Raw genomic sequence first — 22766 nt, forward strand, 5'->3', positions numbered from 1 at the left:
AAGAACTTAGCCTCTAACTTCTAATATCTGGTTTCTAACTTCTACACTTTTACGCTTATCTGCATTACCTGAAGTTCAAATTCCTTTGAAGCTACCAGCAGATGATCAAAAATATCTGCCTGAATCTGCTCAAAACGCTCCCATTTGGAATCATTGGCAAAGCAGTATACTTCAAGAGGCAGCCCTTGCGGAGTGATATCCAGCTGACGGACCATCCGGGTACCGTTTTTGTCAATATCAGGATCGTTTTCAATATATTTCTGTGCGTAATATCTGAAAACACCAATATTGGTAAGCTGTCTTCCATTTACAATTTTATCTTTATGTACCAGGCTCTCTTTTTCTTTTTTGATTTCGGTGGTTCTTTCCTCAAGATAATCTGAAATCAGGTTAATCTCCTTTAAACGTTCAATATCTTCATCCGTCAGGAATTTAAAGGAATTGATGTTAAAGTAAATTGATTTTTTTATTCTTCTGGTATTGGACTCAGACATCACCTGCATATTTTTGATCTCAGTCGTCATCAGATCATAGGTAGGAATGGTGGATACTGTTTTATCAAAATTGGTAATCTTAGTAGTCAACAGATTGATCTCCGTGATATTTCCCTCAATGCTGTATTTGGGAATGCTTACCCAATCTCCTACTTTTAAGTTTTTAGAAGTGGCCACGTGAAGACCTGTTACAAATCCCAGGATTGTATCCCTGAAAACCAATACCAGCACAGCAGTAATAGCCCCAAGACTTCCTACGATTGTAGTTCCTTTAATCCCAAAAATCACACAGATCCCTACTACTGTAAATATGAAAAGTCCTAAGATTTTTACTGTTTCCGAGATGGCATTAAGTGCCATGATCTTATAAAAATCCTGTTTAATGCTGAAATAATTTCTGAAAGCAGTCAGCGACCTGTACAGCATTCCTGCAAGTATCAGTACCAGCCCTAAATTGACACATCTTATAATGAAAATGGTTGTTTTTGGCAATGCATTTTCCGGAAATATGGAACCCTGGATGGCACCCACCACAATTAAAGCAGCAAAGTGGGCTACAGAATTGGTGATTTTAGACTGATAAACAGATTTTAAGATCGGAAACTTCTGTTCATTGTGAAATGACCTGAATACAGAATTGATGATAAACTTAAAAACAAAATCAGTGATTAAAAACAGAATAAGAAGTAAACTCAGCTTTACAATAATATGAAAAACCCAGTCCAGCCCGGCTGGTGAAATGCGGGTAATGTAGATATAGAGCTGTTCACTTAGCTCCTGTATAAAATTTTTGGTTTCTTGTAACTGGTCATTCATTACAGCAAATTTATGAAATTAAGAATCATCATTTTACTATTCATAATCAATTTTCATCCCAAAGGGTATGCACCGGAAAATATTTAATAAAAATTATGGAACGGTTATCGCAGAAAATATCAAATCTGCCACAAGCCACGATTACAATTGAAAAATAAACTATAAATAATATATTTATGTGAAAAATATTAAAACAACCTACACATTTAATGTTTTAATATTAAAAATTTATTAAATTTGATTAAAACTAAACTAAACCAATCAAAATCAAATATATATGAGACAAAATTACTTATTGATCATGCTATGCAGCTTTGTGCTCTTAGTAAACTGTAAAGGAGATGATACTGTTGCTCCTGATGAAAACCCTGTAAAAGTGGTCTCCACAGGAAAAGTGGAAGGTAAAGTATTTGCTAAAAACGGAACAAAACCCATTGGAGGTGCTCTTGTATTTACTACCGACGGCCAGAGCAATGTTTACCATACCTATTCCAATGCTGACGGTGGTTTCAGTTTAACAGCACCTGAAGGTAATACAACACTTCACATTCAGACCGGTGACGGTAAAAATTTCAGAACCGAAATTCCTGTTATCATTAAGAAAAATGAAACAGTCACTGTGGCTTCAACCGATTCGAAATTGGACCAAATCGCAAAAATGGCATATGTAAAAGGAAGTTATGATGAAATTGAAGCTATTATCAGCTCTCTTGGATATACCGCAACTGAGATTACTTATCAGGATTTAAAAAATATGAACACCATCTCCCAGTATGATATTATTTTCCTGAATTGCGGATCCCGTACCTACGCTCAAACAGGAACTTCCACTCCATCCAATGATGTTAATGTTTATAACAATCTTTCCACTTTTGTAACCAATGGCGGAAGTCTGTATAGCTCAGACTGGGCTTCTGCTTATCTGGTTGGGGGAAATACAAACACTGTAAGCTGTAATGCTCCGGGAGGTTTTATCAATGACAACCTTCTTTGTCTGCAAGATATTGGTGCAGCTACCACATATATGGGCTGTACCATTTCAAACACAGCTTTGGCAACTGCATTAGGATTTAACACACTGGATATTCAGTATGATATGGGTGCCTGGGAAAAAATTCTGAACTATGATCCGGCATTCTGGGATGTCCTGGTACAAAAAGGTAACGAACCTCTGATGATAAGAACAGGACATTATACCAATCCTTCTGCCCCGCAAACTCCTGTAGGAACTTCTTTAAACAATAACCACATCACGATCTGCCACCACACGGCAAACGGAAACAATATTACCATCACGATCAACCAAAATGCATGGAACGCACATCAGGCACACGGAGATACAATGGGACCTTGTACAGGAAACTCCAGCAGCGGAAATATCTATTATACCACATTTCATAACCATGCGAGCGGAAATATCGGTAAAACAGGCCCCATCCTGGAATACGTAATCTTAAATTTGTAATAAAATTTTATAACTCAGTTCTCAAAGTGGCTTTTTATAAGGCCACTTTTTTTATATTGCATCTATATTTTTAAAAAGAATGGATACAACAGTTATAAATATTTTCTGCCTTATTCTACTATTTGTCGGGATATTGGGAACTTTTCTTCCGGTATTACCCGGGCTTTTGCTAAGCATTTGCGGGCTTCTCATCTATAAATTCGGGACAGATGCAGATCTTCCTATGATTTATATCTGGGCATTTGGAATTCTTACTGCGGCTTCTGTAGTACTAAGCTATGTGATTCCGGCAAAGACCAACAGAAAATATGGAGGTACACGCTGGGGAAGTATCGGTTCTGTGGTAGGAACCATTGTTGGAATATTTATTCCGATTCCGTTGGGCTTTCTGATAGGAATGTTTGCAGGAGTATTCATCGGTGAATTGCTTCATGACAGTAAGGATATGAATAAAGCCTTACGATCTACCAAAGGAGCACTGATTGGGTTCATCTACGGAACAGGATTCAGTTTTGTGGTAGGAGTGGCAATGTTTTTGGTAGTACTACTTAATATGTTTAACGTCATTTAATTAAATATAAAAAACTATGTTCCATAAAATTGTTCTACTCAGCCTGGGAATATTTGCATTAACAGGATGCGATGCTCAAAAGAAATCAAAGATAAACACAAAAGCCACTGAAATGCCGGCAGGTACAAAATCTACAAGCGCCAATAATCAGCAAGATGGTGTTATATACCTTAGTGAAGGAGAAAATAAGTTTTTAAGGGAATATCAGATGAATGTTACATTCAAAGGGATTTCTGAAGACAGCCGCTGTCCCGAAGGTGTCAATTGTATCTGGGCCGGAGTTGCTGTTGCTCAGCTGGAGGTAATGGGAACTTCCACCCGACCAATGATTCTGAACCTTGCCAGCGGAGATTTTCCGGCAAGAAATTATCACCAATCAACAGAGTTTAACGGATATACGATTACACTACAGGATATTGCCCCATATCCTAAACAACAGGATGGAGCAAAAGCATTAGCCGGAAAATACAAAATCGGAATTACAATCAAAAAAGCAGATCAATCTGCTGGTTCTACCAGGAAATAGGTTTCTTCCCTTTGGAAACAAGATACTCATTAATTTTTGAGAAAGGTTTGCTTCCAAAAAAGCCTCTGTGAACAGAAAAAGGAGAAGGATGTGCTGATTTAAGTATAAAATGTTTGGCCGGATCTATAAGTTCGGCTTTTTTTTGTGCAAAAGCGCCCCACAATACAAATACCACATTTTCTTTTTTATCCGAAATTTCTTTAATAATAAAATCGGTGAATTTCTCCCAGCCCAGATCTTTATGAGAATTAGGTGAATGAGCCCGAACCGTTAAAGTAGCATTCAACAACAAAACACCTTGTCTTGCCCAATCATCAAGCTCCCTGGAAGTTCTTACCACTCCCAAGTCATCTTTTAACTCAATAAAAATATTCTTAAGGGAAGGCGGAGCAGCCACCTGCTCGGAAACTGAAAAGCACAATCCGTTCGCCTGATAGTCATTATGGTAAGGATCCTGTCCAATAATTACAACCTCAACATCATCAAAAGCCGTTAACTCCAATGCTCTGAAGATCTGATTTTTTGGTGGAAAAACTTTGGTTGTTGCATATTCATTCTTCACTTTTTCCCAAAGGGTTTTAAAGTATTCCGTACTTTTTATCGGGGCTAAAATTTCTGTCCAGGTCATATTGCAAAAATAATAATATTAAAATAAAATAGGCGCAACAATTATACCTTAAATATTTTCAACAGCTACATAGCCCATCCCTACTATATCCTGATGAATTCATTTCTGAAAAACTAAAATGAAAAAAAGCAACCCATAATGCGACAACTCCTCTAAGCCCCGTTAAAGATTTTATTTCATTTTTCATAGGTAATTTCAATCAGCGATAAAGATAGAGAAAACCTTTTGGATTTTTAATGATGGCTGGCAGAGAACCTTTTCAGACTAAAAATAATATTGTCAGGGAAACCTTTATCTTTCTTTTCTTCCAATAAAATGAAATCATGTTTTAATAGAATCCCTTTTGAATTTTCATTAAATTTATTCGTAATAGCCAGAATTTCGTCTAAATTCAATTCATTAAAACCAAAATCCAAAACCGTTTTCAAAGCTTCCGACATAATTCCCTGCCTGTGATATTCCGGCAGCAATTCATAGCCAACTTCTGCTGTTTTCCGGTCTTCAGAAAAATTCCAGAGACAGATGGTTCCGATAATTTTCGGCTGATCTTTTAAAGAAATTCCCAGATAGATGGTTTGGTTATTTTTAGTATTTTCTTTAATCGTCAGAATAAACTGGAGCGCATCGTAATTATTTTTAGGAGACTTCCTAATGACGAACCGATTGATCACCTCATTGCTTCGGATTCGCAAAATATCATCAACATGACTTTCGTTGATATCTCTCAGTAATAATCTTTGGGTTTCCAGTTTCATATTTCAAATTTAATAAAAGAATATCATCGGTTTATTTTTTAGTGTTAAAACTTTAAATCCCGGTTAATTTATTATGTAAATCTCTCAGATATACGTAATAATCAAAATTCTCACTAAATTTGCACTGTGTATATAGATAAAGAAGATTTAGACGAATTAGAGTTTCCGCAATTGCTCGCGGAAATCTCCCCATTTGCGTATTCTCCGAAAACAAGAGAAAAAATTCTTCAACTTCGTCCGATGGAAATAGACGAGGCAGAACTTTCATTAAAGAAAACTTCAGAATACCTGTCGAGTTTCGAAAGTTCAAATGCGATTCCGTTTGATGAATACGAAGATATTGAAAGTGAGCTGAAGTTGATGCTGATTGAGAACTACCGTCTGGAAAATGCTGCTTTCATCAAAATAAAAACCATCACGGAACAGATCGGAAAACTGCAGAAGTTCTTCCCTACCATGCCGGAAACATTTCCTACTCTATTGGAAGAGGTTTCTGTACTGGAATTCAGAAAAGATATCATTGAGAAAGTAGATAAGGTTTTTAACCGTTTTGGTGAAGTAAAAAATGAAGCTTCCCCAGCTCTGAAAGGGATAAGAACTGAAATCCAGCATGCTAAAAAAGCCATCCAGGAAAATTTCAACCGTGCGCTTACCACGTATGGACAGAGTGACTTTCTGGACGATATACGGGAAACTATTATTGATGACCAGAGGGTTCTGGCTGTAAAATCAGGATTCAAAAAAAGGGTTCCGGGAAGAACATTAGGAATTTCCAAAACCGGTTCCATTACTTACATTCAGCCGGACAGTGTTGTAAAGCATTACTTCAAGCTTCGTGAAAGCGAAGAAGAAGAGAAAAAAGAAATCGATAAAGTTCTCCGTAAGCTTACTGCAGAACTGGCAGAATTTCAACCTCAGCTATGGAGATACCAGGTGTATATTTTTGACCTTGACCTTACGAGAGCAAAAGCGAAATTTGGTGAACTGATTAATGGAGTTCTTCCGAAAATCAATCATCATAAAACACTGAGATTAAGAGATGCTTATCATCCTCTGTTATGGTTAAGAAACAAAATAGAGAATAAAACGATTCATCCACAGACACTGACTTTAACGGAGCATAACAGAATCATCTGTATTTCCGGTCCGAACGCCGGTGGAAAATCGATCACCCTGAAAACGGTAGGATTATTACAGCTGATGATTCAGAGTGGTATCCTCGTTCCGGTTCATCCTAAGTCTGAAATGTTTTTCTTTGAAAAAATCATGACGGATATCGGAGATAACCAGTCCATTGAAAACCATTTATCAACGTATTCATCAAGATTGAAGAAAATGTCAGGAATCATCCGTGAGGCTGATGCCAATACGCTTTTGCTGATTGATGAATTCGGTACAGGTTCTGATCCTGAGCTGGGAGGTGCGCTGGCAGAAAGTTTCATGGAGTTTTTTTATGATAAAAAGAGTTTTGCCATCATTACAACGCACTATACGAATATCAAACTGGTGATAGAACAGCTCCCAAATGCCCAAAACGCAGCAATGCTCTTTAATGAAGAAACATTGGAACCAATGTATAAGCTGGAAGTAGGACAGGCAGGAAGTTCATTTACCTTTGAAGTTGCAGAAAAGAATAAAATTCCAAGATTTATCATCCATTCTGCCAAGAAAAAGGTAGAGCACGATATTGTTAATCTTGATAAAACCATTGTAAAACTGCAGCAGGAGAAATTTGAGGTTGAGAAACTGAAATCCGACCTTGCGGAAAGAAAAGAATCTGTAGAGGATAAACGTGATAACCTTCAGAAGCTTAATGACCAGCTTCAGCAGAAACTGTTCAATTTCCAGAAGCTGTATGAAGAGGAACACCGTAAGCTTCAGTTCGGAAATAAGATCGAAGCATTTATCGACAGCTATACCAAAGGAAAATCCAGAAAGGATGTTGTAAAAGATTTTGTGAAGCTTCTTGAGCAGGAAAAATTCAGAAAATTAGGTACTGATAAGGATGAATCCAAACGTCTGCAGGTTGTTAAGAGAAAAATTACCCAACAGTTGAAAAAAGAAGAAGTGATTGAAAAAATTGCTGAGACCAATGAAAGACTGGAGGAAAAACGTAAAACTGACCGTGCTGTGTGGATGAAAGTCGGGCAGCGTGTCCGTATTACAGGAAGCACCAGTGTTGGAACTATTGAGAAAATCTCACGTAATAAAGTAATCGTCAATTACGGAACTTTCAAAACAACCATTGATGCAGATGAACTTGAAAGAATTTAATTAATCTAAGGATTAATTTATGCAAATAAAGAGAGAGAATACCAGAAGGTATTCTCTCTTTGTTTACTTCTTAATGAATTTTAATCGGGCTATCTTTTCTTTGTCTTTCAGCTGAATAAAATAAACTCCTTTTGGTAAATGATGTACGTCTATTTTATAATTATAAATTTTCCCTTCTCCAAATTTCTATCCTGCGGCGTTATAAATTTCATAATCTGTTATTTCTGAAGCCCCTGAAAAATTTAAAATATCAGCAACAGGATTGGGATAAGTATTTATTTCACGATTTACTATCTCACGTTCATTAACATTCAAACTTACAGCATCAATAAATTCAACTTCATAATCCTGTATTTCTGCTGTAGGTCCACAATTTGAAAAATAAGGTGTTGTATTAGATATGACTCTCATAGCAACTTTACAGTCTACTTGTCCAGCTTGTTGGGGTACACTAAAAGTTGCCACAGGATTTATATCTGTACTATTACTTGAGTAGAGTATTCTTTCGGTAGAGTCAAAAGATCTATCTCCATTATAATCAATCCAAATCCCTATAGTTGTTGGATTTTGAGCAGCTGGTCCGGCTTTAGTAGCAGAAATAGTATTGTTGCTGCTTCCACGAACTAATTTGACTTTGCGAGTAGAATCCGAACGATAATCTGCATAAGCTTTTGTTCCTGTTGAATTACTAACCATTGCAGGTAGGTCTGTTGCATTAAGTGTTACATTTGATGCATATAGATAAGGAGTAATTGTTGCTGTAGAATTTTCCATACAGTACCACATAGGAGTTGTAAATATAACAGGAGCTGAATATCCTCCTCCAGCCTGCACATAACTTACCTTTACTTCATAAGTAGTACACTGTGTCAAATTAGTAATAGTTATACTGCTGCTTGTAGTATAAGTTGTACCACCTGATCCTGGAAGACCAACTTTATTATAAGATACTGTACTTCCTGTACCAATTTGAGGAGTCCAGGAAACGGTAACACTCGTAGGGGTTATATCCGTAACCGTAACATTTGCTGGCGGCGGCAACAATGCAATTGTATTTTCTTTCCCCTTCAATACATTACATTTATAAAATGAAATAATGAACAAAAGAAATAATAGAACTAGTTTTTTCATGATTATAGCTTAAAATATTAATATCAAATTTAGTCAAATTTTAAATAAAATTTAATGAAGTGTTCAGAATATCATTTTTTTTAAGTGATGAAAATGGTAATATATTGTCTTTATTTTCTTTTTAATACATTTGAAATTCGGATAATAGATATCATACAACTATTCATAAAGTATTGAACGTGGCCAGAAACTTTACTATTCTTTGGATCTTTTATAAAAAGATACTGATCCCCGCCTTATTGTTTTCATTACTTATTTCTTTTCTGCTACCCCACAGGTTTGAAACATTTGGATTAAGTTTTCTTTTAATCTTACCTCTTCTCCATTACTTTACTTATGAAGTAAGGTTTAAAAATGAATATTACTTTTATGCCAATTCAGGTTTTTCAAGGACGTTTCTTTGGGCAGGAACAATAGTATCTGGGATTATTGTAAAAATTATAATATTATTTTTATGAGCAGACTGCATGTTGATAGCGTAACAAAATCTTTTAATGAAAGGAAAATTCTGCAGGATATTTATATAGGATGCGAAACAAGACAAATCATAGGTTTATTAGGCCGAAATGGAAGCGGAAAATCAACACTATTGAAAATCATCTTCGGAACTGAATATGGTGATACTCATTTTATAAAATATGACAACACTATTTTAAAAAACATTTCCGACAGAAAAAAACGAATCTCCTACTTGCCGCAGGACCTCTTTTTACCCAAAAATATAAAAATCAAAAACCTGGTTCCTCTTTTTTGTAATCAAAGAAATACTGAATTACTTTTTAATTCAGAGTTTGTACATCCTTTTCTTCATGATAAACCTAAAAACCTTTCCAAAGGTGAGCAGAGAATTATTGAAACCCTGATGATTATTTATTCTGAAGCAGATTTTATTTTACTGGACGAGCCATTTCACAGTCTTTCTCCGAAGGTTACTGAAGAACTAAAGAAAAATATACTTCAGGAGTCAGCACACAAAGGATTTATTATTTCTGATCATAATTTTAAAGATGTTCTGGACATTTGTGAACTTATATATTTGCTTTCCGACGGCCATCTGAAACAAATACAAGATTTAAATGAACTGCGGCGGTATAATTATCTTCCGAAAAGCATTTAATTTATATATTTGAAGGATCAAAAAATTATCATGATGACTTTTATAAACAAAGCATTCTATTTATCTGCTTTCAGTATTTTTTCTTTGGCCTTTGTAAAGGGGCAGAATAAAGTTCCTTTCGGAGTGGTAAAAGCTGAAGAAGGATATGCCAATGTGCGGGTTCATAAAGACAATTACAGAAAAATTGTGGACAAGATCCGTATGCGCAAAGGCGATGTATTCGTTTATGTAAAGCCTGCTCCTGGAGAAACAGAATGGATATGGATCAAATATCCGGAAAAACAGGATGATGACAAACCGTTTGTACGTTATGAAACACTTGATAAAGAAGGAATGGTGAATAAAGAGCGTATTGCTTATATTGACCAGCTTCCCGCCTATACCCCTTCCAAATCCAAAAACGGAAGATCACTTATTTTCACAGACAATTCTGATCCTAAAATTCCTATTGCCCAAAGAAGCAAAGTAGTAATTGATATTTATCCTTCCAATGCAGGATACCGTAAAAAGGAAAAAGATGCGGAAGGAAAACTCCTTACCATTGATAAAGTAAAACCCTGGGGAATCGGAAATGATCTTCCCGAAGGAATGACTGAAATCAAATCAATCAGAGTACAACAGCCAGGAAGAGGTTCCGTTTTTGTAAGAGAAGCTATCAAAAATATGTTCCAGCCTACCATGGATTTTGAGAATGTTGGAGTAACTTCCCTGGACAACGATAATATTTTTCTTTATATGATCAACGGTTCAGGTGAAAACAGATATACAACTCTGTGGACCATCAAGAAAGGAAGGGTAATCAGCCAGATTATTTTCCATAATCCGGAATAAATTCATTATTTTTGCATCCGAAAAGTTTTTATACTTATTCATCACAGAAATTGGTTCTGCATCACTGCAGATTAAAAGGGAACCGTGTGAAAATCACGGACTGTCGCGCAACTGTAAGTAACTGAAGTCTTTATCAAAGATCCACTGTGCGAGGCATGGGAAGGAGATAAATGATGTTACAAGTCAGGAGACCTGCCTTTTTCTTAAACATGTAACTTTCGCGATCTGAAGTTGTATTGATCTGATGAATTGTTTCAGGAATTCCCATAGTTCCTGTCATTGTTCTGTTGTTTTGATATCTCTCATTTCGCTTTAATTAATAATGATATATGACTACAGAAGAAAGAATTGAAGCATCCGAAACCAGAATCTTTAAAGCGGTTTTCCCTAACACAACCAATCATTACGATACCCTTTTCGGTGGTACTGCTATGCAGCTGATGGATGAAGTAGCTTTTATCACCGCAACCCGTTTTGCCAGAAAAAGAGTGGTAACGGTAAGCAGTGACAAGATCGATTTCAAAAAACCTATTCCTGCCGGAACTATTGTGGAACTGATCGGGAAAGTTTCCTACGTGGGAAAAACCAGTATGAAAGTAAATGTTGAAATTTACACTGAGCAGATGTACTCCTACGAAAGAGAAAAAGCAATTGTAGGTGATTTTACTTTTGTAGCGATTGATGAATTCAAGAAACCAATTCAGATACTATAAATACTAAATATTCGGGCGGCCTTTGGCCGCCCGAATATTTTCCAAAACACTATAATATATCTTCATTAAACACTGATTGGAATTCATTACATTTTTCTTTAATTTTAGCCCTCAGGAAATTATTCCTACTATTTCCCTAAACTATAGAAGAACTAATATTACATGAAAAAAATTATTTTAATCATTACACTCATCCTTTCGGTATCCCTAACAGCACAAAAAGACGTAAAAATTGAACTCCCGGAAAGCTACGAACTGGGAAATATTATTTTAGCACTCACAGAATACGGTAAGACAGATCCATATGATGTTCAGAAAATTCCTCCGTATTATGATGAAATTATATCCTATTTTGAGCCTGTAAAAGATCACCCTCTGCTAAAAAAAGTAAACTATTCCAGAAAAGACTGGAAAAAATTCCTGGGTTTCCGAACTGATTTTTATGCGTTTTCTTTTGATAATGCAGGTATGCTTAAAAGAGATTTCGCATTCAATTCATTTGGCCCTAAAGAAGTGGATGAAAACCTGGAACTGATTAATGATTTTGTGAAGAAATCAAATTACAGAACCTTTTATAAAAATCATCAACAGTTTTATAATACCTTAATTGATAACTATAAAGAGTATTATTACATCAATGATACCTATGCTTTTTTGGATAAAATAGCAGAAAAACCAGCCAATGAAGGAGATAAGAAATATATTATCGCCATTTCTCCTTTGGTAGGCGGACAGAATTGCCATAGAGATATTAACAGCTCCTTAACTGTTGACTTTCCTAATATCGGAGAAGATCTTATCCTTGGAAATTTAAAAGATAATCTAGCAAGAAGGATTCTTGATAATCACACTGTATTTTCAGAAATTGATCATGGCTATGTAAACCCTGTTTCAGATAAATACTCAAAAGAAATAGCAGCAAGTTTCAATCTGGCAAATTGGGATAAAAACTCAGGATATCCTGGGATCAATTCATTTAATGAGTATATGACATGGGCTGTTTATGACTTATTTATCAGAGAAAAATTTCCAAAGGAAAAAACGGATAGTCTTTCCGCTATCTATCATAAAGTGAATATCCGACGTGGTTTCATTGCTCAGAATTTATTTTCCGAAAAGGTTATTGAACTTTACAAAAAGCATAAAAGTCTGGACAAACTGTATGCTCCATTATTAAAATGGACGAAGAAAACAGGAAAGAGAATCTCACAGCCTTCCATTGTCAATGCCAACAATAAAGATTTTAAGAAAGCAGATACAAACAATATGGTGGTGCAATTCACAGAACCAATGAAAAAGACAGCCACTCTTCAGTTGAGACTATTTGAATATGTAGATGGAAAGCAGACAAGCAATACCATTATTATGGTCAAAAATCCGGTTTGGTCTAAAGATGGAAAAGAAGTAAAATTTAAACTGGACAGTCCTTATAAAAATTTCGAACTGAGGTTTTATGTCTTTAGCAGTATGACAGGATTTTATTCTCAGGAAGGAATCTTATTAAACCCTGATAATTATTTGTTACTATCCTCGTAAAAGGCTATTTATAAAAAGACACTGTTCACAAATGAGCAGTGTCTTTTTAAAATTATTTCAAAACCTTTTCCGTTTCAAGATTTCTGTTCAGTAAAAGCTCAAAAGCCTCTCCCATTTCATCAGATGCTCTGCTGATCGCATTTTCAAGCATATTTCGGATCTGCCTTTCCGTTACTCCTGCTTCAGTCCAGCTTTTTCCTGCAGTATGGGAATTTAAAATAAACGGCATGATTCTGTCAATCCCACAGGCAAAAATAGCATCCGGCGTTTTTTCTTCCTCAAACTCAAGCCACAGGTTAAAGAACTCTGTACGTAAAGGTTCATCCAGAATTCCAAAGATCTTCTGGGCAGATGCTTTTTCTCTTTCGAATTTTCCTACCATTGCTTTTTCATCAAAAATAAAAGTGTCTCCGGCTTCTATTTCCACCAGGTCATGAATAGAAAGCATTCTTATTACTCTCAGCAAATCAATGTCTGCACGATTTTTAGCATATGGATAAAGGATCTGGGCCAGGATAATAATCTGCCACGAATGTTCTGCTGTATTCTCTCTTCGGGAATCATCGGCATTGTAGTTTCTTCGCTGCACATTTTTCAAGGCATCCACTGCCAGGATAAAATCGATTTCTTTCTGAATTTTCATCTTACTTTTTATTTCTGTTATACTGATCTGCCGGATATACCTTGGTTTTGGTAATCCATTTATTATTGATCTTTTCTTTTGTTATTACCTTTACCTGATTCTCATTGGTCATATCTTCCTCCTTTTCCAGGACTCTATCCAGTCCTTTGTTCGGAATGACAGCATATTCTGTTGTAAAAAGCCTGCAACAACCGGACTTACCGTAGGAAATAAGACGTTTGCGTTTGGCATCTGTTTCAAAAAAATCAAAACAATTTGAGCCCAGGTCTGTAAGTTCTTCACTTTTTACAAATGCCATTCTTGTGCTGTTGAATACATATACATCATAAGAAGCCGAGCTGTAATTTCCCATATTCCCGTTTCTTATGGCCACATCTTTGGTTCTGTCAAAATTAAAGTCATCTATAATTACTGAACGCTGGTCATTGGTCAGAGGAATCAGTTTCCCTGGAATCAATTTTTGTCCCTGTTCCGGATTTAAAACAAGATTATCAGAAACAAAACTCTGTACCTTGTTGTTATTGTTATCAAACAATTCTACCGTTCCTTTTCCCCCACACTGGCCATCATTACAATTTTCTACCTGGATAATCGCGTTATATTTCTTTGATACATTTTTTACTTCAAACTGATATTGCCCAAAGCATAAAGGGCCCAATAAAAGAAATAAAGATAAATGCTTATAGCTGTTCAAAATATTCATGATACTGGTAAATGGATTAGGTGTTTTTCCCTAACAAAAATACGAATCATTATCCCGATCTCAAAATCCCAAGCTCCTTATATTTATAAGTGATGGATGATGAATGATAAAATAAAAGATGAGTTATATGAGGTAGATAATCCTTTCTTGATGTATTAAAATTTAAAGTTTTTTCATCATTTTTTGCCAAAATTTATTTTAACAAAAAATAGTCAATAAAATTATTAATTTGATTATCAGATGATTAAATATTTTATTTTAAAAATTTCACTACTTTGTATTGCATAATACCATTTTATTTACATATCTTTGTAATGTAAAATTAGAATAGGCTCAACTAGCTAGGAGCATTTTTCTAAAATATAACTAATTAACAAAACTTATCAAAGATGAATACTGAAAATACCAAAGCGCAAATGCGAAAAGGAATTCTGGAATTCTGTATTCTAAGTCTCATCAATAACCGCGAAATGTATGTTTCCGATCTTATTGATGAACTGAAAAAAGGAAAACTGGATGTAGTGGAAGGGACCCTCTACCCTCTTCTTACAAGACTTAAAAACGGAGAGTTTCTCTCTTACAGATGGGAAGAATCTACAGGAGGCCCACCCAGAAAATATTATCAGATCACAGAAAAAGGAAAACTTTTCCTGGATGAACTTCTCAATACATGGAATGAGCTGACAGCCTCAGTAAATCAAATCACCCAACAAAATTAAAAAACAAAGCTATGAACAAGACACTCTCAATAGGACTCGCAGGTTTTTCTTTTACGATAGAAGAACACGCATATATAAAGCTCAGCGATTACCTGAATGCACTGAGAAGCTCACTGGAGGCTTCAGAAGCGGATGAGGTAATGCATGACATAGAAATTAGAATGGTAGAAATTTTCAAAGATTCTTTAGGAAAACGTGAAGTGATCAATGACACCGATGTAGAAAAGGTAATTGCACAGATCGGAAGCCCTGAAAAAATCGAAGAACAGGAAGAAGCTTATTTTTCCGAAAAAACATCTGCCAGAAAAAGTAATTCAGGAGCTTATTATACAGATAAAAAACAGCTTTTCCGTGATCCGGAAAAACAAAAAGTAGCAGGAGTTTGCGCAGGTTTAGCTCAATATGTAGGAATGGATATTACCGCAATGAGAGCAATCTGGCTTGGAATCTTTATCCTGGGAATTTTCACGGCAGCTATTTCCTCTTCATTAATAGGACTTTTATATGTAATTCTTTGGATCGTACTTCCAAAAGCTGAAACAGCAGCAGATTTCCTGAAAATGCAGGGAAAGCCTATGAACTTCGACAATCTTAAGAATGAGTCTAATAAACTGGTACAATTTGCCAATGAATCTACTCAGAGGGTCGGAGAAATCTATACTGAAAACAAACCTTATATCAACAATGCAGGGAGCGGAATCTGGAATGTATTCAAGTACATCGTAGGAGGATTCTTCGTACTGATGGCTGTAGGAAGCATTATAGGAGTATTTGTATTATTTGCCCTTTTCGCAATGGATACAGACTTCCCCGGAGCTAATGAGATCAGATTCTATATGGATGATCAGGGACTGGATAAAGTACTGGCTGCGATGATGGTCATCGGAAGTTTAATTCCGGCAATTCTTTTCAGCTTATTAAGCATCAAGATTTTCTCTCCAAAAACAAAGCTGAGAAATATCGGATGGGTTGTAGGAGGTTTATTTCTTCTTCTGATCGGACTTGGAACTTACTTCGGAATCAGCATGGCTAAGAAGGACATGATCTATAGAGGAAATAAAGAGGATGTAGAGAATGTAGCCATCAACACTACTTCAGATACAGTATATGTGGATGTAAAGCAAATCAACATCCCTCAGAACTTCAAAGCATATGACAATGATATTTATTCTGATAAAAAATCAGTGTATGAAGAAGATTATATCTCTGTAGATGTTACAAGAAAACCGGATATCAAAACACCTTATCTGATCATCAAAAAAGAAGGAAAAGGATATAACTTCCCTATTCAGATGACAGTTCCTGTAGAAGTGGTAAATAATAAAGTATTACTTCCGAACTACATCAAATATCCATATGAGCACAGATTCAGAGACTATAGCTTAGATTATGAACTTGTAGTTCCGCAAAAAACAGTTGTTATTTCAATGAAAAAAGACCGCATCAACATTGACGGAGACCTGGATGGAGATGGTATCAATGACAACGATCAGGATAATGATGACGAACATAACAATGTAAGAATTGAAAAGAATAAAATCACGGTAAACGGTTCCAGTATCGAATACAACTCTGATGATAAAGACAGTATCATTGTAAACGGTAAAAAAGTTCCGAACAACCAGGCAAAGAAAGTAATTGATTCTGCTGTGTCTACTATCAAGAAATCAAACAAGGATATGGACATCAAAATCAAAGACGGAAAAAACGAAATTTCCATACAAACTAAATAATTAACTTCAGAGAGTGGTAGAAGGTGTGAGTGGATGGCAACCGTTTGAAATTCACACCCTTCTTCTCTCAGAAAAGTGAAAATAAAACAATATTTAGTTTCTAATATGAAAAAAATGTTTTAATTTCGTAAAGCTAAAAATTTAATAACCAAATAAACAAAAACACAGCTTCATCATGATACAATTTGCAATGGAATTCGTAATGAAAATCGTAGATTTAATTAGCGGTTTGTTTTAAGAGCGATAATATTTCAATATATTTGTAAAGTATAACCAAAGTTTGGTTATACTTTTTTGTTTTTAATCCAAGAATCTATGAAAAAGCTGATAGGCAAAGCAATGTTAAAGATATTAGGCTGGAAAGTCGTTCTGCAGGGCGATGTCAACAACCTGAACAGATGTATACTTGTAGTGGCTCCGCACACTCATAATATGGAATACATTTTAGGAAATTTCGCCTACTGGTCTTTAGAAAAGCCTTTAAAAATTATCATTAAAGATGCCCACACCAAAGCCTGGTATGGAAGTATTGTAAAAGGCCTTGGAGGTATTGGTATCGACAGAAGCCAGAAAAACGATCTTGTCAATTTTGTAGCCAATCAGTTTTCCAAGGAAGACTTCAGTCTTGTAATTACCCCCGAAGGAACAAGAAGCTGGGTTCCGAAATGGAGAAAAGGTTTTTACCACATGGCATTGGCGGCAAAAGTTCCTATTGTACTGGCAGCAGGTGATTTCAAAAGAAAAATTGTTTATCTGGGATATACTATTCCGTACGAAAGAATAGCATCAGTACCTTTTTCAGAGATCATGCAGGAAATTCAGGATTATTATGTGAAAAATGATATTGTTCCTAAAGTCCCTGCCAACTGGAATCCCAATATTATGGGAACAGGGAATGAAAATGACAGTGTAAAGCAAAATTAATCAATCATCATTTAGCAATTAAAAATGAAAGGTCAGACAAAAGAAGAAATATTAGCATTCATCAATAACTGGGGAGATGTAACTCTTGCCAAAACACTTGAAATAAAATTTATCGATATTGATCTGGAAAATGAAACCCTTACAGCCACAATGCCTGTTCTGCCAAGAACTCACCAGCCGTTTGGGATCATGCATGGAGGAGCGAGCTGTGTTTTAGCGGAGACTTTAGGTTCAAGCCTGTCTAATATCTTTATTGATGGCGAAAAATATTACGGTGTGGGTACCAATATCAATTCCAATCATTTAAGAAGTAAAAAAGATGGTATTGTAACAGCTACAGCACGTTTTATCAGAAAAGGCAAAACGATGCACGTTTCTGAAATTGAAATCCGCGATGAAAAAGGGGTACTTATCAATCATACAACAATGACGAATAATATTATTCACAGATAAGTTGCAACAGCATAAAAAATAAAGGACTTAAATAAATTTAAGTCCTTTTTTATTTTGACATCTTTAAGACTAGTAATACCTTTGCAGAAAGGAAAATCACGCTGGAAATTACTTATACCATTTTCCTCTGATAATTTTCAAAATCTTCATAACTCATGATTTATTTCAAACTTCCTTTTGACGAGAGACTTCTGACTACTGATGAAAAAAACACAAAAAATGCAGTCCACTTTTTTTCTTATAACGGACAAGATCAAATCAGCTTCAGCGGAGATATAATTGAAGCTGAAACTTCGGAATTTTCTCTTATCCCGATTACAAATGAAGATCTGATCAAAGATTTAACAAATTCTACAGCTGAAACGAAAGAAGAATACTGTGCAACATTGCAGGAAGTGATCAAAGTGATTAAAGAAAACAATCTGCCTAAGCTTGTTTACTCCAGAAGAAAAATATTTACCGACTTTACAGTAATCGATTATAAAGAAAGTTTTAAAAATTTGTGTGATTCTTATCCCAATGCTTTCAGATACCTCTTTAATAACGGGCAGAATGCCTGGATGGGAGCTTTCTCGGAAGTACTAGGTAAGTTCAATAAAACAACGAATGAATTTGAAACCATGGCTCTTGCAGGTACCCTGCCGGTATCTGAAGAATGGTCTGAAAAAGAAATTGAAGAACAGAAGCCGGTTACTACCTACATTCAGAACATTCTTAAAAACTATTCTAACAATGTACAGCAGTCGGAAACATATGATCATATTTCAGGAAATATCAAACATTTACGGACAGATTTTAAGACCAGTATAAAACCTGAAGATCTTGACAGCATTATCCGGGACCTTCACCCTACTCCCGCTGTTTGTGGCATTCCAAAAGATTTTTGTAACGAGAATATCCGTAAATATGAAAAATTTCCACGTGAATTCTATGCTGGTTATATTAAGGTTGAAACTGAAGAAAGCATCTTCTACTTTGTGAACCTGCGCTGCGCAAGACTTTATAAAGATGCTGTACATATTTTCGTGGGAGGAGGAATCACAGCCCAAAGCAACCCGGAAAAAGAATGGAGAGAAACGGAACTGAAATCTGAAGCCATATTGAAAAATCTGGTTATTTTATAGAATTTTGTAGGATTTCATAAGCTTGGCTAAAGCCAATTGAAATCATATTTATTAAAACGGGCTAAAGCCCGTTTCTATTGATAGAAAGAGGTATTGAAATTTAATGGAAACCTATTACCTAATCCCTCCCACCTAACAAAACAAAAAACCTCCTTCAATAGAAAGAGGTTTATATCATATATTGAAATATTCAATTTATTTCTTTACACCGATTCTGCTCCATGTATCCATTACAAAAAGCAGGATAAGACCTAATCCTGCAGCTGCGGCTGAGAATACAAATTTCAGGTTATCTTCATCTCCTAAGATATCTGTTGTCTGCCAGTTGATAGCATAAAGATTGATGGCGATGAATACGATAAACAGTACTAAAAATACTTTATAAAACTTCTTCATGACTCTTAAAAATTAATATAATTCTGCACCAGCTGGGCAAAATTTGCAGTGAATAATTTAATTGAAATTGCCAAAAGGATGATTCCGAAAACTTTCTGCAGGATCATTAAGGTGGCATCCCCGATTTTTCTCTCCAACCATTTCGCTGATTTCAGGACCAAATATACGAAAATTGTATTAAGAATAATTCCGCAGATAATATTAATATCATGAAATTCAGCTCTGAGAGATAGTGCAGTTGTTAAAGTTCCAGCTCCGGCAACCAGCGGAAATGCGATGGGTACAATGGATGCGGCCTTTGCTTCAGTTGTTTTATTGATTTCAATTCCCAGAATCATTTCCAGGGCTATGACAAAAATCACAAAGGCACCTGCAATGGCAAAGGAATTTACATCAACTCCGATAAGCTTCAGAATCTTATTTCCTACGAAAAGGAAAACGATCATAATAACTCCTGCAGTAATTGCTGCCCTTCCGGCTTCAATCTGCCCGAATTTCTGCTGAAGGCTTACTATAATAGGAACTGAGCCGATAATATCGATAACGGCAAAAAGAACCATAAAGCTGGTAACAATCTCTTTAAAAGAGAAACCATCAAAAATTTCCATCTCTTTGTAATTAAAAATTTCGCAAAAATATGAAAATAAACTGATTATTTGCTAATTTGTGAATATAAATTAACAATTGTTTTCAAAAGTTCTTCAAGAGCTTCTGCAGATTTTACAGGATTATATTTTTCCATCTGAACTCTCTGCTGCAATTTGCCATATTCTTCTGCTATGGAAGAACCTTTATGTGTTTCAAGAAAAGTCCTGAACTCCGAAGCAGAGCCTTTGAAATACTGGCTTCTCACCTCTTCATCCAATTCTTCCAGAGTAACAAAGAACTTCTCATATTCTCCGTTATCTTTAAGATTTTCCAGATATCCGAAATAATCATTGATATCCGTTTTCATCAATTCTCTGATCTCTTTTTCTGTTTCTGCCACTGAACCTAAAGGTTTTGACGGTACATTTTCCCTAACTAATGTACGTTTTTTTTGCCAATTTTTAAATAACAGATAGGCAACAAACAAGCTTATCAGAATAGCAATATTGGTCAGAAGAATATTCCAGTGAATCTTATTCTTTTCTTTCACCTTGAATGATGTGGTCTTTAAAACAGGAGTATTTACCGTCTCAAGAAGATTATTGGTATATTCATTTACTTTTTCTACCGTAGTACGGGCTTCCATAATCTGATCATGAGAAAATGCATTCAAAGCCAGTGTCTTTTGTCCCAGATCTACATATTCTTTACTGGCAGGATTGAAGAAAGCAAACTGTTCTGTTTTAATGGAAATTGCTCCTGATTTTTTAGGAATGATAACATAATTAGCTAAGATTTCTCCTTTCATCCCTGTAGTTCCGGGAGTCACTTTAGAAGTAATTTTCGGGGCAAAAACTTCATAATCCGGGGAAGCAGCAATTTTTGGAAGTTCCATATCCGGTAAATTACCTTCACCTGAAACTTTCACTACCACATTCAGAGGTTTTTTAGCTTCCGGTTTTTCCTTGGAAGCGTTATATACGTTTACATTAAAGTTTCCAACAGCATTTTTAAAACATTCAGGAGCACCCTCAGGGAGCTTTCTTACATTGATTTTAACTTTATTGGAAACAATTTTAGTTTTATTTGAATAGGTACTTACGGATGCTGTTACTCCAGGAACCTCCACATATCCAGCTTCATTCGGGAATACCATAAACATCGCCAGAACCTGTGAAGGCATATTTCCATATCCTGACGGATCTATTTCAGATTTATCAAAATTGATGGGATGCACATTGATATTATCCTGTTGCGGAAGACGAATATTTTTCACCTTTCTCAGATTATCAATGTTTCTTGAGTATACTCTCAGTACCGCAACAGTAGGCTGATCCTGAAATACATCCCTGTCATCAATTTCCATATTCAGATAAACATCATTGGATGTATTGGCAGCCATTGACCTTTTGTCAACGATATCCCGTATATTGACATCAAAGGGTTCTGTCTTGTAAATTCTGTTGTTTACCGTAACCAGCACAGAACCAATTTTTATTTTCCCTTTTTTCTTAGGTTCAAGAGCAATTCTGGATACTTTTTGGGTAATTAATGTATTGGTAGCTGGGTCAATCACCGTATTGGTAACAGATCCGCTTCCTATGATATTAAATTTTGATAGATCAGGAAGCTGTAAACCTGTTTGTTGTACAAGGTCGCTTCCGTTAAGTTCAAGGACGATAGTAAGATTGATAATATCCTTACCCCCATACTCAGATTTATCTGCATCCATGGAAAGATTTACCTGTCCGTAAGTAATTACGGATGCCAGGGTAAGCAATATGTAAATCAATTTGTGCTGCATCACCAATCTTTCTCGTTGCTTTCAGGCATCGAATAAGAATTTTTGTTTAAAATTCTTCTGGCGGTTTCTTTTTCTTTTTCGTTTATTTTATCTAAGATCGCATTTTCAAGATTCTTCGGCATTCTGCCTTCGTTATTCTGATTCTGCTTAGGATTGTCTCCCTGGTCACTTTTGCCTTCATTCTGAGGGCCGTTACCCTGATCCTGTTTTTTGTCTTTGTCGCCTTTCTGATCGTCACCTTTGTTCTGATCATTACCGCCGCCACCTTTTCCTGAGTTGTTCTGTTCGTTTTTTTGCTGTTGTTTTTCTTTTTCTTTCAGCTTGGCAATCTCATAATTTTTTCTGGTTACCTCGCTGTAGGGATCCTGCTTTAAAGCTTTTTTATAATAATCAGCAGCTTTCTCCGGCTGATTCATCTGCATATAAGCGTTTCCCAGATTATGAAGTGCGGCAGTCTTGTCAGGAAGTGTCTGTGAAAGTTTTTCTGCTTTTTCAAACTCTGCTTTTGCTTCTTCGTATTTTTTACTTTTATATAGAGCATTCCCCATGTTATAATGAGCGGTAAAATCTTTATCATTGGATTTTATCGCTTCCATGTATTTTGAGGAGGCTCCTTCATAGTCTTTACCGTCAAATTTCTGGTTTCCTTCATGGATTAAGTTTCTGTAGTTTTCCTGCCCAAACAGGAAGCCTGAGAAAGAGAAGGCAACAATAAACGATAAAAATATGATTTTAGTATTCATCACTTGCAAAATTATTCCTTTATATGTTAAGAAACAGAGTTTTATTTGTTAAAATTCGGTTAAAGTACTTGTAGAATTT

General features: G+C 35.6%; 24 protein-coding genes and 1 riboswitch. Of the genes, 13 read left to right on the forward strand and 11 right to left on the reverse strand.

Annotated elements, in window-relative coordinates; all coding sequences use genetic code 11:
• Nucleotides 1-41 precede the first annotated feature (41 nt).
• Nucleotides 42-1310 carry a mechanosensitive ion channel family protein gene (locus tag EL165_RS09520; protein WP_002977588.1) on the reverse strand — a complete coding sequence of 423 codons (1269 nt, stop codon included), beginning with the start codon at nt 1308-1310 and terminating at the stop codon, nt 42-44.
• A 277-nt stretch (nt 1311-1587) separates the two neighbouring features.
• Here EL165_RS09520 and EL165_RS09525 point away from each other — a divergent pair, with 277 nt between their 5' ends.
• The 3 genes from EL165_RS09525 to EL165_RS09535 all read left to right on the forward strand — a co-directional run bounded on the left by EL165_RS09525 (nt 1588) and on the right by EL165_RS09535 (nt 3872).
• A complete protein-coding gene (locus tag EL165_RS09525) occupies nt 1588-2775 on the forward strand; it encodes a carboxypeptidase-like regulatory domain-containing protein (RefSeq protein ID WP_126358616.1) in 1188 nt (395 codons plus the stop codon).
• A gap of 79 nt (nt 2776-2854) precedes the next feature.
• A complete protein-coding gene (locus EL165_RS09530) occupies nt 2855-3346 on the forward strand; it encodes a DUF456 domain-containing protein (RefSeq protein WP_002977586.1) in 492 nt (163 codons plus the stop codon).
• 16 nt (nt 3347-3362) lie between these two features.
• The gene (locus tag EL165_RS09535) at nt 3363-3872 is read left to right on the forward strand and encodes a hypothetical protein (RefSeq protein WP_002977585.1); all 510 of its coding nucleotides are present in this window, start codon (nt 3363-3365) and stop codon (nt 3870-3872) included.
• Here the strand turns inward: EL165_RS09535 and EL165_RS09540 are convergent.
• Entirely contained in the window at nt 3859-4500 is a 642-nt protein-coding gene (locus EL165_RS09540) for a uracil-DNA glycosylase (RefSeq protein WP_002977584.1), read from the reverse strand. The genes EL165_RS09535 and EL165_RS09540 overlap by 14 nt on opposite strands.
• Before the next feature lie 233 nt (nt 4501-4733).
• Nucleotides 4734-5255, reverse strand: coding sequence for a GNAT family N-acetyltransferase (locus tag EL165_RS09545; protein WP_002977583.1), 522 nt, complete (start codon nt 5253-5255; stop codon nt 4734-4736).
• A 126-nt stretch (nt 5256-5381) separates the two neighbouring features.
• Here EL165_RS09545 and EL165_RS09550 point away from each other — a divergent pair, with 126 nt between their 5' ends.
• Nucleotides 5382-7529, forward strand: a complete 2148-nt coding sequence (locus tag EL165_RS09550; RefSeq protein WP_002977582.1) for an endonuclease MutS2 — start codon at nt 5382-5384, stop codon at nt 7527-7529.
• A gap of 63 nt (nt 7530-7592) precedes the next feature.
• Here the strand turns inward: EL165_RS09550 and EL165_RS26635 are convergent, their stop codons facing one another.
• Nucleotides 7593-7697, reverse strand: a complete 105-nt coding sequence (locus tag EL165_RS26635; RefSeq protein WP_081457781.1) for a T9SS type A sorting domain-containing protein — start codon at nt 7695-7697, stop codon at nt 7593-7595.
• Between the two features lie 18 nt (nt 7698-7715).
• Entirely contained in the window at nt 7716-8660 is a 945-nt protein-coding gene (locus EL165_RS09560) for a fibronectin type III domain-containing protein (protein ID WP_002977581.1), read from the reverse strand.
• A gap of 454 nt (nt 8661-9114) precedes the next feature.
• Here EL165_RS09560 and EL165_RS09565 point away from each other — a divergent pair, with 454 nt between their 5' ends.
• The 4 genes from EL165_RS09565 to EL165_RS09580 all read left to right on the forward strand — a co-directional run bounded on the left by EL165_RS09565 (nt 9115) and on the right by EL165_RS09580 (nt 12857).
• Complete coding sequence (locus tag EL165_RS09565) at nt 9115-9777, forward strand: ATP-binding cassette domain-containing protein (protein ID WP_002977580.1); 663 nt, start codon at nt 9115-9117, stop codon at nt 9775-9777.
• Nucleotides 9778-9807: 30 nt separating this feature from the next.
• Nucleotides 9808-10608, forward strand: coding sequence for a hypothetical protein (locus EL165_RS09570; protein WP_002977579.1), 801 nt, complete (start codon nt 9808-9810; stop codon nt 10606-10608).
• Between the two features lie 34 nt (nt 10609-10642).
• Nucleotides 10643-10822, forward strand: a riboswitch (cobalamin riboswitch).
• Nucleotides 10823-10937: 115 nt separating this feature from the next.
• Nucleotides 10938-11321 (forward strand): acyl-CoA thioesterase, encoded by a 384-nt coding sequence (locus tag EL165_RS09575; protein WP_002977578.1) that lies wholly within the window; start codon nt 10938-10940, stop codon nt 11319-11321.
• Nucleotides 11322-11483: 162 nt separating this feature from the next.
• Nucleotides 11484-12857 (forward strand): DUF4932 domain-containing protein, encoded by a 1374-nt coding sequence (locus tag EL165_RS09580; RefSeq protein WP_002977577.1) that lies wholly within the window; start codon nt 11484-11486, stop codon nt 12855-12857.
• A 52-nt stretch (nt 12858-12909) separates the two neighbouring features.
• Here the strand turns inward: EL165_RS09580 and EL165_RS09585 are convergent, their stop codons facing one another.
• Nucleotides 12910-13500, reverse strand: a complete 591-nt coding sequence (locus EL165_RS09585) for an HD domain-containing protein (RefSeq protein WP_002977576.1) — start codon at nt 13498-13500, stop codon at nt 12910-12912.
• Between the two features lies 1 nt (nt 13501).
• Nucleotides 13502-14203, reverse strand: coding sequence for an XAC2610-related protein (locus EL165_RS09590; protein WP_002977575.1), 702 nt, complete (start codon nt 14201-14203; stop codon nt 13502-13504).
• A gap of 389 nt (nt 14204-14592) precedes the next feature.
• Here EL165_RS09590 and EL165_RS09595 point away from each other — a divergent pair, with 389 nt between their 5' ends.
• From EL165_RS09595 to EL165_RS09615, 5 genes are all read left to right on the forward strand, one after another.
• Nucleotides 14593-14922: a PadR family transcriptional regulator gene (locus EL165_RS09595; protein WP_002977573.1), complete on the forward strand. Its 330-nt coding sequence runs from the start codon at nt 14593-14595 to the stop codon at nt 14920-14922.
• Nucleotides 14923-14933: 11 nt separating this feature from the next.
• Nucleotides 14934-16655, forward strand: coding sequence for a PspC domain-containing protein (locus EL165_RS09600; RefSeq protein WP_002977572.1), 1722 nt, complete (start codon nt 14934-14936; stop codon nt 16653-16655).
• Between the two features lie 315 nt (nt 16656-16970).
• Nucleotides 16971-17579: a 1-acyl-sn-glycerol-3-phosphate acyltransferase gene (locus tag EL165_RS09605; RefSeq protein ID WP_002977571.1), complete on the forward strand. Its 609-nt coding sequence runs from the start codon at nt 16971-16973 to the stop codon at nt 17577-17579.
• A 24-nt stretch (nt 17580-17603) separates the two neighbouring features.
• Nucleotides 17604-18032, forward strand: coding sequence for a PaaI family thioesterase (locus EL165_RS09610; protein WP_002977570.1), 429 nt, complete (start codon nt 17604-17606; stop codon nt 18030-18032).
• A gap of 155 nt (nt 18033-18187) precedes the next feature.
• A complete protein-coding gene (locus EL165_RS09615) occupies nt 18188-19156 on the forward strand; it encodes a chorismate-binding protein (RefSeq protein WP_002977569.1) in 969 nt (322 codons plus the stop codon).
• A gap of 195 nt (nt 19157-19351) precedes the next feature.
• Here the strand turns inward: EL165_RS09615 and EL165_RS09620 are convergent, their stop codons facing one another.
• The 4 genes from EL165_RS09620 to EL165_RS09635 are packed head-to-tail and all read right to left on the reverse strand — an operon-like array spanning nt 19352 to nt 22687.
• Nucleotides 19352-19552, reverse strand: coding sequence for a hypothetical protein (locus EL165_RS09620; protein WP_002977568.1), 201 nt, complete (start codon nt 19550-19552; stop codon nt 19352-19354).
• A 5-nt stretch (nt 19553-19557) separates the two neighbouring features.
• Complete coding sequence (locus tag EL165_RS09625; protein ID WP_002977567.1) at nt 19558-20160, reverse strand: MarC family protein; 603 nt, start codon at nt 20158-20160, stop codon at nt 19558-19560.
• A 44-nt stretch (nt 20161-20204) separates the two neighbouring features.
• Entirely contained in the window at nt 20205-21944 is a 1740-nt protein-coding gene (locus tag EL165_RS09630; protein WP_002977566.1) for a BatD family protein, read from the reverse strand.
• Nucleotides 21944-22687 (reverse strand): tetratricopeptide repeat protein, encoded by a 744-nt coding sequence (locus EL165_RS09635; protein ID WP_002977565.1) that lies wholly within the window; start codon nt 22685-22687, stop codon nt 21944-21946. The genes EL165_RS09630 and EL165_RS09635 overlap by 1 nt, the downstream gene beginning before the upstream one ends.
• Nucleotides 22688-22766: the final 79 nt, after the last annotated feature.

Origin of the sequence: Chryseobacterium gleum, assembly GCF_900636535.1 — a bacterium.
Taxonomy (GTDB): Bacteria; Bacteroidota; Bacteroidia; order Flavobacteriales; family Weeksellaceae; genus Chryseobacterium; species Chryseobacterium gleum.

Coding starts and splice junctions, on each gene's coding strand:
- EL165_RS09520 (WP_002977588.1), bottom strand. CDS start 1,310: ATGAATGACCAGTTACAAGAAACCAAAAATTTTATACAGGAGCTAAGT.
- EL165_RS09525 (WP_126358616.1), top strand. CDS start 1,588: ATGAGACAAAATTACTTATTGATCATGCTATGCAGCTTTGTGCTCTTA.
- EL165_RS09530 (WP_002977586.1), top strand. CDS start 2,855: ATGGATACAACAGTTATAAATATTTTCTGCCTTATTCTACTATTTGTC.
- EL165_RS09535 (WP_002977585.1), top strand. CDS start 3,363: ATGTTCCATAAAATTGTTCTACTCAGCCTGGGAATATTTGCATTAACA.
- EL165_RS09540 (WP_002977584.1), bottom strand. CDS start 4,500: ATGACCTGGACAGAAATTTTAGCCCCGATAAAAAGTACGGAATACTTT.
- EL165_RS09545 (WP_002977583.1), bottom strand. CDS start 5,255: ATGAAACTGGAAACCCAAAGATTATTACTGAGAGATATCAACGAAAGT.
- EL165_RS09560 (WP_002977581.1), bottom strand. CDS start 8,660: ATGAAAAAACTAGTTCTATTATTTCTTTTGTTCATTATTTCATTTTAT.
- EL165_RS09565 (WP_002977580.1), top strand. CDS start 9,115: ATGAGCAGACTGCATGTTGATAGCGTAACAAAATCTTTTAATGAAAGG.
- EL165_RS09570 (WP_002977579.1), top strand. CDS start 9,808: ATGATGACTTTTATAAACAAAGCATTCTATTTATCTGCTTTCAGTATT.
- EL165_RS09575 (WP_002977578.1), top strand. CDS start 10,938: ATGACTACAGAAGAAAGAATTGAAGCATCCGAAACCAGAATCTTTAAA.
- EL165_RS09580 (WP_002977577.1), top strand. CDS start 11,484: ATGAAAAAAATTATTTTAATCATTACACTCATCCTTTCGGTATCCCTA.
- EL165_RS09585 (WP_002977576.1), bottom strand. CDS start 13,500: ATGAAAATTCAGAAAGAAATCGATTTTATCCTGGCAGTGGATGCCTTG.
- EL165_RS09590 (WP_002977575.1), bottom strand. CDS start 14,203: ATGAATATTTTGAACAGCTATAAGCATTTATCTTTATTTCTTTTATTG.
- EL165_RS09595 (WP_002977573.1), top strand. CDS start 14,593: ATGAATACTGAAAATACCAAAGCGCAAATGCGAAAAGGAATTCTGGAA.
- EL165_RS09600 (WP_002977572.1), top strand. CDS start 14,934: ATGAACAAGACACTCTCAATAGGACTCGCAGGTTTTTCTTTTACGATA.
- EL165_RS09605 (WP_002977571.1), top strand. CDS start 16,971: ATGAAAAAGCTGATAGGCAAAGCAATGTTAAAGATATTAGGCTGGAAA.
- EL165_RS09610 (WP_002977570.1), top strand. CDS start 17,604: ATGAAAGGTCAGACAAAAGAAGAAATATTAGCATTCATCAATAACTGG.
- EL165_RS09615 (WP_002977569.1), top strand. CDS start 18,188: ATGATTTATTTCAAACTTCCTTTTGACGAGAGACTTCTGACTACTGAT.
- EL165_RS09620 (WP_002977568.1), bottom strand. CDS start 19,552: ATGAAGAAGTTTTATAAAGTATTTTTAGTACTGTTTATCGTATTCATC.
- EL165_RS09625 (WP_002977567.1), bottom strand. CDS start 20,160: ATGGAAATTTTTGATGGTTTCTCTTTTAAAGAGATTGTTACCAGCTTT.
- EL165_RS09630 (WP_002977566.1), bottom strand. CDS start 21,944: ATGCAGCACAAATTGATTTACATATTGCTTACCCTGGCATCCGTAATT.
- EL165_RS09635 (WP_002977565.1), bottom strand. CDS start 22,687: ATGAATACTAAAATCATATTTTTATCGTTTATTGTTGCCTTCTCTTTC.